This is a genomic window from Janthinobacterium sp. TPC_1 (genome assembly GCF_056037845.1).
This window is the reverse complement of sequence record NZ_CP195157.1, coordinates 5,044,168-5,056,921: the sequence shown is the minus strand read 5'-3', so window position 1 is coordinate 5,056,921 and position 12,754 is coordinate 5,044,168. Positions and strand designations below refer to the sequence as shown.

The following is a 12,754-nucleotide window of genomic DNA, read 5'->3' as shown; positions in this document are numbered from 1 at the left end:
TGCTGGGGTGAAATGAGTGTAGCAGTGCGGTACTAAGTAATCTATAAATATTTCCATATTGGAATGAGTCCCTGCCTGTTTAGCAACAGCAGCATGGTTTGTTGCCAGATAAAATCACCGGTCTTATTACAGAGTCCTCCTACTCCCATACCCGGCATCGTCCGACTGGCGCGTGCCGGTGCTGCGCCTACACTGTTTCTTGCACGGACCCGGCGGCGGGTCATTCTTCTTTTCCAAGGGAGGTTGAGATGGCGAATATCCAGGCAGGATCGGACGGTGCGGCAAAACAGGAAATGTCGGCCAAGCGCCTGAACGTGGTCGACTGGATCTCGATGATCCTGCTGATCGTGGGCGGCTTGAACTGGGCGCTGGTGGGATTGTTCGATATCGATATCGTGGCCCGCATCCTGGGCGCCATGTCGACGGCTTCGCGCGGCGTGTACGTGCTGGTGGGGCTGGCGGCGCTGTATTCCATCTATCTGTGCGTGCGCAAGCTGCCGGCCAAGCCCTAGGGGAAGCAAATGCCTGTCGGTGCCAGTCCCAAGCGCGAGCGCGAATTCAGGAAGCTGGAAAAGGAGTTCAGGCAGGAGGGACGCTATCCCGGCCGCGAGGACGAGGTTGCGGCCCGCATCGTGAACAAGCAGAGGGCGCAGGCGGGCGGGGAAACGCGGGAGGCGCCGAAGCGGGAAAAGGCCAGCAGCCCGGCCTCGGATGCGCCAGCGTCAGACCTGCCCATCGCCGGCTACCAGCACCTGACGGTGGCGCAGATCCGCGACAAGCTGGACGGTTTGTCCGCCGCCCAGCTACGGCGCCTGCGCGACTATGAAGCGGCGCACAAGAAGCGCAAGGGCGTGTTGCAAGCGCTGGGAGCTTGATCTGGCGTCAGGACTTGATGCCGTGTGCGCGTGCATGCATGCGCGCTGGTTACATCCGCTTACTTCACGCGATTACTGCGTGCGCAGGTAGGCCAGCAGATCGGCCACTTGCTGCGCATTGCCGATGCCCCAGAAGCGCATGTTATTGCCAGGAATGAAATCGCTCGGTGCTTGCAGGAAGCCGGCCAGGTTTTGCTCGGTCCAGACGATATTCGCGTTCTTCATGGCTGCCGAGTATTTATAGTCGGTGGTGGCGCCAGCCTTGCGGCCGACCACCCCCGTCAGCTTGGGGCCGAAGCCGCCGCGCGCCGAAGGCCCCACCTGGTGACAGGAGGCGCACTTGCGAAACGCGGCCTTGCCCGCTTCGGCATTGCCTTTCAAGGCGGCGGGAGCTGCTGCATTTACCATGGCGGCGGGCGCCAGCAGCAGGGCTGCAGCGGCAAGAGGGGAGAACCAGCGAAAAAGAAATGTGGATGTCATCGGTGAGGCGGAAGTGTGCAATATGGCAAGCAATGACGCATTTTACAGGCGGTCATCCAAACCTGCCCGTCAGTGATGCAACCATGTGATGCAACCATGCCAGGCGGCCAAGCGCGGGCGCGGCGCAGTCAGCACAGCGGGACAGGCTCGATACCGCTAGCGCTTGCCGCCCTGTGCGCCGAGCGCCGCCATGGCCGACGCAAACACGATGCAGGCGATGGCCAGCCACTGGGTCAGGCTCAGCAGTTCTCCCAGCACGGCCATGGCGGCCAGCGCGCTGACGGCGGGCGCGGCGCTGCTGAACATGCCGAACACGCCTTGCGGCAAGCGGCGCAAGGCAAAGATTTCCAGAGAGTACGGCAGGGCGCTGGACAGCATGGCAATGGCCAGGCCCATCAAGGCAATCGATGGCGCCAGCAGGGCCGTGCCCGAATACGCGACCCCGATGGGCACCGTCACCATGGCCGCCACCGTCATGCCCCAGGCCACGGCTTGGCCACCTTGCAAGGTCGAGGCGCGCTTGCCGAAGATGATGTACAGGGCCCAGCACAGGGCCGCCCCCAGCGCGTAGGCTACGCCCACGGGGTCCAGGCTGCCTGGACTGCCTTGCAGCGGCAGCAGCAAATACAAGCCAAACACGGCGCAAGCGACGGCGAATAAGTCGCGGGGCCGGCGCGACGACAGCATGGCCACGGCCAGCGGTCCCGTCACCTCGATGGCCACCGCAATACCGATCGGTATCAGCGCAAACGCCCGGTAAATCAGCAAATTCATCAGCCCCAGCACGGAACCGTACACCAGCAAATTCAGCACATCCTTGCGCGTCAGCCGGTAGCGCCAGGGCCGGAAGATGGCCAGTAGTATCAGCGCCGAAAACCCCACCCGGTACGCCGTAATCCCCTCGACCCCGATGACGGGAAACAGGTTTTTCGCTATCGCCGCCCCCAGATTGACGGAAATCTGCCCTCCCAATACGGCCAGGGAAGGGAGCAGGACGCTATCGGGCAGGGGGGAGGTCGAGGCGGGGGAGGTCATGGGGCGGTATTTTAATACGCAACAGGCCTGCAGTCGCTGGCAGATTGGTAAGTGGCGAAACTTTAAATGGGAAGTTACTGACATGACTGGTGTATCGCGGCTTCTTTTTTGGATATCATGTTGCAAAATGCGTTACAGTTGTGAAATTGTTTACTAATGGCTAGAAGTAGCTGCTCTTAATTGAACAGCCTTTACCTTTTTTATTCTTAATACTTCGGGAGTTGCCATGCCCTACCTATGGTAATAATTTCGCTAAGTGAACTAGTCATTGCAGGTAGTGTGGGTTGACTTCGGCCAAAAGAGGTCGTTGCTTATAGATAAAAAACTGAGTTCTTCCTTATTCTGAATTTTACTGGAGCACCAATACTCAGTGGAAAAAATTCATTATTTGGGAAATATTCAGACTGACAGGATTTTTGCTATTTATAAAAATATTTTCATTCATGGAAATAACTAACCTAATAAATAATCATGAAAATAAAAAAAATTATTATTAAGAAATTCAATATAATCGAGAATCTGAATTTGGAATTCGATGATGACTCTCCCGGCATCTCCGTCCTGATAGGAAAGAATGGGTCAGGTAAAACTACGGTATTGCGCTGTATTTCTGAAATATTTCGCGGAATAAATAATAATAATGGAGATAGGTTTGATGCTGAGATTTGGTATTGTATAAATAATTTAGATGTAAAAATTATAAGAAATAATAATAAGAATAAATATTATGTGAACGAATTGGAGACTGATGAGAAAGATTTTATGGCGCAGGAGAAAATTCTTATCCCGGAGGTAATTGTTTCGGCTTTCTCTATTCATAATGAATTTAAAAATAGACCATATAACTACTCGGGTCTTAATCCTGTTAAATATTTTAACATTGGAGATTGTTATGGGAAAAATCACTTCCGGGGGAGAACTATATCTAAGGGACTTGCTAGATTGGCTGATCAGTTAAAATCTAACAGGAATCATATTATTCATAAAATTTTAACCACGACAGGAGTGCGCCAAATTAGCGCTTATTCTGAAGAAACGTCCGCCAGTCGAAATTTTGAAATTGGTGAATTCAAAAAAAGTAAGGCGGTGGAGAAATTTGAGGACAGAGATGAAATTTATGTAAATGATATAATTTTTCTTACATCTTTTGATCATGAGTTATGTTTGTCAAACATGAGCTCAGGGCAAAAGATATTCATATATCGGATGGCATCTTTGCTCAGTGCGAGCCGGAAGTCAGTTTTGCTGTTAATTGAAGAGCCGGAATTACATTTGGATCCAAGATGGTGTAAGCAAATAATTTCCTTGATTGAAAAGGTTATGGCAAGATTTAACTCTGCCACGTTAATTACAACGCATCATCATTCAATCGCTGGTGCCGTAGAGTCTACGCAACTCTTTGTCCTGGAACAAGGGAAGCTATCACATATAAGTCGCGCAGTATTGGGAAGTGAAAATGAGATAATCGATCCAATTTATGATCGAAATTCTATTTTAAACGATTTGGAGAAAAAATATCTAAAATTGATCAGAAAGGCAGATTCTCATGAGTTAAATGATATTATTGATCGCCTTGCATTTGGGCCGATGAAAATTTTTGCGGCACTGAAACTGAAAGATAAAGATGTGGAAAATTAATAAGGCAGAAAAGAATAATGAAGTATTGGACTTGTTCGACTCTAAGATCATGGCTCCACTTAGAGTCGCGCTTGATGAAACGACCCTTGCTGCAGCTGAAATCCATCTTCCTGCTTTTCAGTTGTATCAACGAAAGGTGAAGTATGACGAAAATAAGGAAGAGACTTCAATATCCGAAGAACTAAAAAAATGGTATGCGAAGCCATATAAAAAATTATCGTTGCAGAAAAAATATCAGGATGCTTGCGATGATTTAGGTAATAAAACTCTGCCGCAAACGCATAAATTGCCACCAGAAATAAAAATAATATTTTCAAAGCTCGCATATTTTTTTCTCTTTGATAAGCAAGCACTTGCAGAAATTGGCATTATTAATTTTTCACGAACCGATTATATTGAAAATATAATAAACTCATCAAATATTGAGGTGTGCCCTTATTGTGATGCTACTACTATCCTGAATTCGGAGTTAGTTAATATAGAGCATTATTTAAGCCGAACATCGTTCCCACTTCTGTCAACGAATAACGATAATCTGTTAATTTGCTGCCTTCCATGCAATAAAAGAAAGAGCAATAGACTACCTAAAAATCATCACTCTCCATTAATAACCCAGCATGGGGATAAAATTACATTCGAACTTGATGGAGAAAATATAAAGATAGTTTCAAATGTTATTGAAACTGAGGAATTTATTAGTCTTGTAAGGTTGCAAGAATTGTATGGAAATTCTGGAGGAATGCTATCTTTAAGAATTTGTAACGAGATAGCTTATTTGCTGCAAAATCCTAGTGTGGTTGCTTATATGGAAAAACGCAGACCGTATTTTTTTTTGAAAAAGCATATTGTTGAAAAAGTAGAGAGCTATCCATGGCTTCGCCCCTATTGTAATATTCAGTATAAATAAAGTGAAGTGGAAATTATGGATGCATTTATTCCATATAAGTCAATGTTGTATTGTTGGGTTTGATTTAATAAATTTCATTCGTGATTTTTGTGATATTTTTTTGCAAATAAATTTATTTTTATTGTTTTCTATGGAAGATAAAATTATCTCTAGCTAATTTTCTCAAGATTGGTATTTTTCTAGAATGGATTCTTGCAGTATGACTTTTTTACTTTGCTCAGCGCCGTCTTGCGATGGACTGTTATGGGTACTAGAACGTTGTCTTTTTTCGGAGTGGGCGGCCATTTCTTGCATTCTCCGGCATGATTAAAAGCGGTAAATTTTGACGCGATTGCGGCGTGCGTTGACAATGGTGGCGCTAACATGCTTCAAAGGCATCGGCACGATAGCCATGAATGCTGGCTCATTTTCTGGCTTGCTGACCGACTGGACTGCCCTGCATTCCTTGCCGCCTTTCGCACCGCATATTTACCTGTAAATCGGGAGTATATTGAATGACTGTTTTTAGTATCGGCGACACCAATTTTGCAGTGGATATAGCAAAATCAAACATTAGCCTGGAAGCCCATGGCAGCAGCATGCTGGAGCTAAACATCGACATCCATGGCGACGACGATGTGTTTATGTGCTTGACCGAGCCCGATGATGCGGAGTGGTCGTGGGCGCTGTATCCGCCGGCGTTTTTCCTGCACGGCTTGCGCATACCGCAAGGAGCACTTTCGATCGGGATGCTGGATTTGTATCCCGATGCAGAGGAATCGGGTATCTATATGATGGACTACGGTGACGTATCGGCCGTCAACATCATTGAATTGTCGGCACGACGCCTGCTTGTGTCGGGCATGGTGGACTTGTGCGGCAAGCGCCTGCCATTTCATATCGATATGCCGCGCAGATAGTATCGGGGTCGGGCTCCGCGGGATTGGAATGCGCCCCATTGAAACGCATTCCTCCGGCGGGGGCGGCCCCGCTCCAGTCTGATTATTCCAGCCCCAACGCCTTCGCCACATCCCCCCACGCCACATACTTGAAGTTCTGCGGGCCGTCCGGCAGGCGCTTGTAGCCGTCCTGGATCACCAGCATGCCTTGTGCATAGGCGCCGCCCAGGTTGGCGGAGGTGACGTCGAGGCCATCCGTTTCCGAGGTGCCGTCTATGCCTGCGGACAAGTTGAAGCCCACCTTGAAGCGGCCGCGCACTTTATACGGCGCTTGCGCGTCGAGCACGACGTAGCTGCTGTCGCCCTGGCTGGAGACGATCAGGTAGCCCGTACTGGGCGCGCCGCCGGGCTTGCGGTAGATGGCCATGCCTTCCACGTCCGCCGCCAGGTTTGCGCCCACGGGCAAGACCATGGACAGCGCGTCCGGCTTGGCGGCGTCGGCCGAGGTGGTCCAGATGCCGCGCGTTTCCTCGCCCAGGAACAGGCGGGCGTTGGCGTCGTCGGCCACGCAGCCTTCCGGTTGCGTGGCGACCTTGAAGCTGCGCAACAGAGTGGCGCTGAACTTGTTGTCTTCCAGGCCGATGCTGTATTGCTGGAAAGTGCCGTCCTTGTCGTTGATGAACGCCTGCACGCCGCCGGCCGCTGGCTGGTACAAGCACATGCCGTAGATGCTTTTCAGGCCGGTAGCAAAACGGCCCGCTTCCGCCACCTCGCCGCTGGCATTGATGGTAAATAGCATCATGCTGTTGTCGTCGCGCTGCGTGGCCACGGCCAGGTCGACCTTGCGGCCGCCCAACTGGATGTTCTGGCGCACGTCGACGTTGTTCAGCCGGCCCACTTCCAGCAGCTGCGTCTGTTTACCGTGCAGGTCGTAGACCAGTAAGCCCTGCTTTTTGTTGGTGCCGAGGATGCGCGCATCGGCCCGGTTGCTGGACAGCCAGATGGCCGGGTCGTCGGCCGCGTCGCCCTGGCGCGCCATCGGTTCCGTCTGCGCCTGCGGGGCGATGATGGCCACCGCAGGCTGCGTTTCCGGCTTGCCAGCCCATTTCAAAGGCCGCGCCTGCCAACCGTTCTTGCCGCGCAGCAGCAAGGAGTCCTTGTCCAGCGCCAGCTGGCTGTCGCCCTTGCGCACGTTTAAGGCGACTGCTTGCGGCTGCTGGGCTGTCCACTGCCCGCCTTGATGGGCGTACAGGTGCAGCTTGTCCGCCTTGCCGTCGAGCACGGCCACGCCGCCCGGCAGCACGGCCAGGGCGCCGGCGCCGCCGTCCAGTTGGCCGTACGGCTTGCGCAGGGCCACCACTTCGCGCTTGCCCATGCCTTCGGACTCGGCGTCATACGCCCATACGCCCATGTTGGCTTCACTGACCAGCAGGCGCTGGGCGCCATCGTCGGCGCGGCAATGTTTCGCGTGCGGCGGCAGGGCCAGTTTGCGTACCAGGCTGCGCTGCTCGCCCTGCATCACCCACTGTTCCGCCTGGCCATCCTTGCCGATCAAGAACAGATGAGCTAGCTGCTGCGCATCGCGGTACAAACACGATGCTTCCACGGAAAACGTGGGCACGGGAAACGGCGCCAGTTTGACCAGCTTGCCGGCTTGCACGTCGACGGAGACGGGCAGCGGGCGCTGCGTGTCCGCTTCGAGGAAAACGGCCAGCACTTGATTTCCGTCAAGGCGCGTGTCGAGCTGCTTGGCGCGCACGGCGATACGGTCCTGCTCCTGGCCGGCCGCATTGAACAGACGCAAGCCGTGCTTGTCCAAAGCCAGCCAGCCGCCGCCGGGCAGGCGGGCCAGTTCTTCCGCCTCTTGCGTGAAGGCAGGCAAGGCGTTGGCGGGGGCGGCCTGCGCGCTGGCGCCCAGGCAGAAGGCAGCCAGCAAAGCGCTGCAGAGTACGGTTTTTTTCATGTTATTGAGAATCATCATCAGAAGGCGCTGGCTTTCAGGCTCACTTTGAAAGTGCGGCCGTATTGTTCATTTTGCACGTTATATTGCTTCGTGCCCTGGTAGACATAGTATTTCTCGTTGTTCAGGTTGGCTGCCTCGAACGTCACCTGGAACTGCTTGTTGATCTGGTACGACAGCGAGAAATCGAGCTGTTTCTGGCTGTCGACGATACGGTCCTGGCTTGGGTCGAGGATATCGTTGCCCATTTCCAGCAGGTAGGGCGACTTGTAGTTGAGGGCCAGGCGGGCGCTGACCGGGCCTGTTTCATAGCCCAGCATCAAGTTCATCACCTGGTTTGACTGGCCCGGCAGGCGGATGTCGCGGTTCATCTGTTTGTTCGTCGCCTTGTCGAAGCGGCCGATTTGCGCGCTCGAGGTGCTCAGGGTGCCGTTCACGCCGACGAGGAAACGATTGAACGGCGCCGGCAGCATGCGCAGCGGCTGCATGTAGGCCAGTTCGATGCCTTTCACTTTTGCCGCGTCGCCGTTCGCATACGAGGTCGCCGTCGTGTAGCCCGTCCATTGTCCCGTGCCGGCCAGGTTCGTCGTGTACGTAAAATTCTTGATGTCCTTGTAGAAACCATACGCCGACATCACGCCGTCGTTGCCCAGCACGCGCTCGATGCCCAGGTCGAGGTTGTTGGCTTTCAAAGGTTTCAAGTCCGGATTGCCGATCACGGCTTCCGTATTGCTGGCCAGGCTGATGCCCGGCGCCAGCTGGCTGAAGTTGGCGCGCACGACGGCTTGCGTCCACGCGGCCCGCACGCTGGTTTTTTGATCCACGTCATAACGGGCTTGCAGGTTCGGCAGCCAGTTGGTGTATGAACGTTCGCGCTTCAAGGCCGTGGCGACGCCGGTGCTGTCCACTTGCGAACCGGCGGCTTCAAAGCTCGTGCGTTCGGCGCGCACGCCGCCCAGGATGTGCCAGGCGTCGAAGTCATAGCTGTTTTGCACATACATGGCGTTGATGTCTTCGTGCATGCGGTAATCGTTGATGATCGATTCCGTGGCCAGGCGCGCCTTGTCGCGGTCCAGTCCGGCGACCCTGGCGCGTATCAGGGCCGGATCCAGCGCCACGCCGATGTTGCCCAGGTCGTAGTCGAGATTGTGGCCCTGCACGAAGGCGCTCATCGAGGTGGCGCCGGCGCCCCAGTAATTGCCGCTGGAAGCCTTGCTGCTGTTGTACGCCCATTGATCCGTGTCATTGGTTTTTTCGCGGCGGCTGACTTTGGCGCCGAATTTCAGGGTGGCGATGTCGAACTTGCGCGCCAGGTCGATGCGTGCATGGTGTTCATTGTCTTTCGAATAGCGCTTTTGCAGGGTGATGGCGTTCAGTGCATAGCTGGCCGGGTCGTACAGCGAAGCGGGGCCGCTCAAGACAGGTTCTTGAGTGCCATTGAAACTGATGCCGTTAAAGTTGCTGAGGCCGCGGAAACGGCCGTCGTTCAAGGATTCCGGCGTGTCTTCCGTGGCGCGGCTCAGGCCGCCTTTCACGTCCAGGGTCCAGTCGCCCGATTTTTGCTGCGTGCCCAGCACCAGCGAGCGCACTTGCTGCGTGTACTTGCGCTGGCGGATGCGGCGCTCGGCGCGCGCGCTGGCCGTCTGGCCTTCGGCCAGGCTGCCGCCCGTGATATTGCTGATGGTCAAACGGTCGCGCACTTCATCGTCGGAAAATTCGCTCACAAAAGAGCGCAAGAACCAGCTGTTGCCCGCTTCCGGACGGTAATCGAGGTTGACGGCCAGGGCGCCGCGCTTGCGCACGGGCAGGTAGTCGCGCAGTTCCAGGCCCGACAATTTGCCCTTGCTCCAGGCGCCGCCCGTTTCCACGTCATCGGAGCCGAACGAGCGCTTTTCCGCGCTCAGGCCCGCGGCCACGCCCAGTTTGCCGTCGAGAAAGCGCTGGGCCCACAGGGCGCCGCCGCTGGGGCTGGTCTTGCCCGTCTTTTCATCGTGGCTGGCGGCCACGTTGGCCGACAGCAGCTTGCCCGGCAAGTCGAAGGCGGACAGCGATTTGACTTCGACCGTGGCGCCCAGCGAGTTGGCGTCCATTTCCGGCAGCAAGGTTTTCGACACTTCCAGCGTGCGGATCAGGCCGGCAGGCAGGATGTCCAGCGCCACGGCGCGGCGGCCCGCTTCCGGCGACGGCACCAGCGCGCCGTTGATGGTGACGGCGTTCAGGTCAGGCCCCAGGCCGCGCACCGTGATGTAGCGGCCTTCGCCCTGGTCGCGCTGCACGGACACGCCCGGCAAGCGGGCCAGCGCCTCTGCCGCGTTTTTATCGGGCAAGCCGCCGATATCGTCGCTGCTGATGACGCTGATGATGTTGTCGGCTTTCTCTTGTGCGGCGATGGCGTTGCGCAGGCTGGCGCGCTGGCCGCTGACGACCACGGTGGCGGCCGGCTGGCCATCCGCATCTTGCGCTTGCGCATGGCTTTGACCGCTGAAGACGGCCATGAGGGCCAGGGACAGGGCCGTCAGGCGCAGCGGGGAGGGGAACGATGTGTGCATGGTTTTCATGAAGGGCTCGGTTGGGGGAAGGAACCGGGCGGATTCTAGGCAGCAAATATGACGGTTGCGTGACAGGGGCCGGCTTGCCACTCTGAAAACAACGGCTGGTGAACGCTTTGCGGCCGGAATGCGGCCGCCATGAGCTGAAATGACCCGCCGGCGCAGGGCGCATGGGCAATGGCTTGCCGGATTTGCCTGCGCCGCGTTGCGCATGTTGAGCCGTTTGCACCTGCCGCACGGGCGCGGGGCATGTCATCGTGCCGTCATGGGCGGGCGCTATCGTGGCGACAGCACCACTTTTAAAGGTTCCCCACATGCTGCCGTTGCACCGTAACAGTCTGATTGCCGCCGCGCTGGCATTGCCCCTGTTCTTTTTCCTGTATGCCACACTTGGGCACCTTAAACCGTTTGCCATCTGGAAGTGGATGGATATCGTCTGCGAAGGCGGCACGGCCGTCATGGCGGGCATCTGGTTTTTGTTTACCCTCAGCAGCCGTCCACGGGGGCTGGTGACGAGCCTGATCGCCGGCGGCCTGTGCGCCATCATGCTGGGCTCCTGGGCCGATTGCCTTGATGAATTCTTTGCCGTCGATAAGAGCGCCGTGTGGGATAACTGGCTGGAAGCCCTGATTCCATTCGGCATGCTGGTGCTGACGATCGGCATGTATTACTGGCGCCAGGAACAGTTCCGCCTGAACGAACACCTGCAAAAGCGCGAACGCCTGTTCCGCGACCACCGCGCCTTCGACCGCATCACGCAGCTGGCCGACGCCAGCTATTTGCGCACGCAGATGCGCCTGGAGCAGGAACGCCGCCCCGGCCTCGATTGCGCGCTGGTCTTGCTCGATATCGACAGCTTTCACCTGATTAACCGCGAATACGGCCACCGCGAAGGCGACCGTGTGCTGCAAGCCGTGGGCCATATGCTGCTGCTGAACTTGCGCAATGACGATTTGCTGTGCCGCTATGCGGGCGACCGCTTTGCCGTGCTGATGCCGGGCGTGTCGCGCGAGGATGCGGCCGTGCGGGCGCGCCACCTGTGTGCCATGGTGGGGCAGATGCGCCATCATGCCAACGACAACCGCGAAATCCGCTTGAGCCTGCGGCATGCCTGCTCGCTCACCGAAGGCGTGCCGGAAGTGGTGCTGGCCGAGCTGAGCCGGGCTGTGGAAACGCCGCAGCCCCGTTCGGCCAGCGCCGCGCCTGCCTGATGCCGCTGAACCAGCAGGGCGACCCCAGCATCGCGGCCCATCACCAGCCGGCGCTGGTGCTCGACTATGCGCGCAGCCGCGACCTGGCCACGGCGCCCTTGCTCAAGGGTACGGGCCTGGACGGCGGCGCGCTGCCATCCGCGGAAAGCCAGGTCAGCGCCGCGCAATACCTGCAATTGCTGGCCAACGTGGCGCGCGGCCTCGACAGTGCCGACACCAGCTTCATGCTGGGCCAGCAAATGCTGCCCGGCCATTACGGCGCGGCCAGCCATGCCTTGCTGCAGGCGCAGAATCTGCGCCAGGCCTTGAGCATCCTGTGCGATTTTCATACCATGCTGTGCCCGCTGCTGCAACCGCGCTTGCGCGCAGCGGGCGAGCTGCACGTGCTGTACTGGGTCGATGCGTTCGGCGCGCCGAGCCAACTGCCGTTTCTGGTGGAAATGCACATGACGGCGCTGGCGGCCATGTGCCGCTGGCTGGCTGGAGAGGCGCTGCCGTGGCGCTTCTGCTTCAACCGCGCGCGGCCCCGTCACGTGGAGCAGCATGAAGTGCACCTGGGCCAGGCGCTGCGTTTCGATTGCCAGGTGGACGCCATGCTCATCGATTCCAGCTGGCTCGACAAGCCCTGGCCGCGCGGCAATGCGACGGCCGCCGCGCTGGCCTTGCGCGCGGCGGCGCAGGCGCCCGTGCCTGCCGCCAGTCTGCTCGGTGCGCTGTACGACTACCTGCTGGCCAACATCCGCTGCGCGCCGACCCTGGAGCGCACGGCGCAGGAATTCGGCGTCAGTCCCGCCACCCTGAAACGCCATCTGGCGCGCCATGGCACGCATTTCCAGGCCGAGCTGGACCAGGTGCGCGCGCACAAGGCGATCTACCTGTTCCAGGCGCATGGCTACGACAACGACGCCGTGGCCGCCTACCTCGGCTTTCATGATGCCACCAACTTCCGCCGCTCGTTCAAGCGCTGGACGGGGCAAACGCCGCAGCTGCTGCGCCACGCGCTGGCATTGTTCGTGGCGGGATGAGCGCCGGCGTTGCGCGCCAGCGCCATGGTGGGTCGTTCCTGAGGGAACAATTGCCCGTTCTGCCACATCCATAGTACACTCGTTCAGAGAGCGGACAGACGCGCTTTGAGGCGATCCGGCCAGGCGTCCCACGACGCCGCAACGCCGCCATCTTGATGGCGGAGCCGGCGGCAGACGACCGGTGTGCCGTGCCTTA

At 57.0% G+C, this 12,754-nt stretch carries 11 protein-coding genes; 7 read left to right on the top strand and 4 right to left on the bottom strand.

Going from position 1 to position 12,754, the window contains the following annotated elements:
- Positions 1-248 precede the first annotated feature (248 nt).
- Positions 249-512 (top strand): DUF378 domain-containing protein, encoded by a 264-nt coding sequence (locus ACQVLG_RS24630; RefSeq protein WP_077404942.1) that lies wholly within the window; start codon positions 249-251, stop codon positions 510-512.
- 9 nt (positions 513-521) lie between these two features.
- Positions 522-875 (top strand): hypothetical protein, encoded by a 354-nt coding sequence (locus ACQVLG_RS24625; RefSeq protein WP_474291467.1) that lies wholly within the window; start codon positions 522-524, stop codon positions 873-875.
- A 72-nt stretch (positions 876-947) separates the two neighbouring features.
- On the opposite strand, the gene ACQVLG_RS24620 is transcribed toward ACQVLG_RS24625, so the two are convergent.
- Together ACQVLG_RS24620 and ACQVLG_RS24615 are read right to left on the bottom strand one after the other, a co-directional pair.
- Entirely contained in the window at positions 948-1,355 is a 408-nt protein-coding gene (locus tag ACQVLG_RS24620) for a c-type cytochrome (RefSeq protein WP_474291465.1), read from the bottom strand.
- A gap of 156 nt (positions 1,356-1,511) precedes the next feature.
- Positions 1,512-2,390 carry an EamA family transporter gene (locus tag ACQVLG_RS24615; protein ID WP_474291463.1) on the bottom strand — a complete coding sequence of 293 codons (879 nt, stop codon included), beginning with the start codon at positions 2,388-2,390 and terminating at the stop codon, positions 1,512-1,514.
- 471 nt (positions 2,391-2,861) lie between these two features.
- Here ACQVLG_RS24615 and ACQVLG_RS24610 point away from each other — a divergent pair, with 471 nt between their 5' ends.
- The 3 genes from ACQVLG_RS24610 to ACQVLG_RS24600 all read left to right on the top strand — a co-directional run bounded on the left by ACQVLG_RS24610 (position 2,862) and on the right by ACQVLG_RS24600 (position 5,834).
- Positions 2,862-4,028 carry an AAA family ATPase gene (locus tag ACQVLG_RS24610; protein ID WP_474291461.1) on the top strand — a complete coding sequence of 389 codons (1,167 nt, stop codon included), beginning with the start codon at positions 2,862-2,864 and terminating at the stop codon, positions 4,026-4,028.
- Positions 4,015-4,935: an HNH endonuclease family protein gene (locus tag ACQVLG_RS24605; protein WP_474291459.1), complete on the top strand. Its 921-nt coding sequence runs from the start codon at positions 4,015-4,017 to the stop codon at positions 4,933-4,935. The genes ACQVLG_RS24610 and ACQVLG_RS24605 overlap by 14 nt, the downstream gene beginning before the upstream one ends.
- Positions 4,936-5,429: 494 nt before the next feature.
- Positions 5,430-5,834 (top strand): hypothetical protein, encoded by a 405-nt coding sequence (locus ACQVLG_RS24600; RefSeq protein ID WP_474291457.1) that lies wholly within the window; start codon positions 5,430-5,432, stop codon positions 5,832-5,834.
- A gap of 82 nt (positions 5,835-5,916) precedes the next feature.
- Here ACQVLG_RS24600 and ACQVLG_RS24595 read toward each other — a convergent pair whose 3' ends face one another.
- The gene (locus ACQVLG_RS24595; protein ID WP_474291455.1) at positions 5,917-7,794 is read right to left on the bottom strand and encodes a phytase; all 1,878 of its coding nucleotides are present in this window, start codon (positions 7,792-7,794) and stop codon (positions 5,917-5,919) included.
- On the bottom strand, positions 7,794-10,331 hold the full coding sequence (locus ACQVLG_RS24590; protein WP_474291453.1) for a TonB-dependent receptor: 2,538 nt from the start codon (positions 10,329-10,331) through the stop codon (positions 7,794-7,796). The genes ACQVLG_RS24595 and ACQVLG_RS24590 overlap by 1 nt, the downstream gene beginning before the upstream one ends.
- Before the next feature lie 305 nt (positions 10,332-10,636).
- Here ACQVLG_RS24590 and ACQVLG_RS24585 point away from each other — a divergent pair, with 305 nt between their 5' ends.
- Both ACQVLG_RS24585 and ACQVLG_RS24580 read left to right on the top strand, forming a co-directional pair.
- On the top strand, positions 10,637-11,533 hold the full coding sequence (locus ACQVLG_RS24585; protein WP_474291451.1) for a GGDEF domain-containing protein: 897 nt from the start codon (positions 10,637-10,639) through the stop codon (positions 11,531-11,533).
- Positions 11,533-12,558 (top strand): AraC family transcriptional regulator, encoded by a 1,026-nt coding sequence (locus tag ACQVLG_RS24580; RefSeq protein ID WP_474291449.1) that lies wholly within the window; start codon positions 11,533-11,535, stop codon positions 12,556-12,558. Before ACQVLG_RS24585 ends, ACQVLG_RS24580 begins: the two co-directional genes overlap by 1 nt.
- Positions 12,559-12,754: the final 196 nt, after the last annotated feature.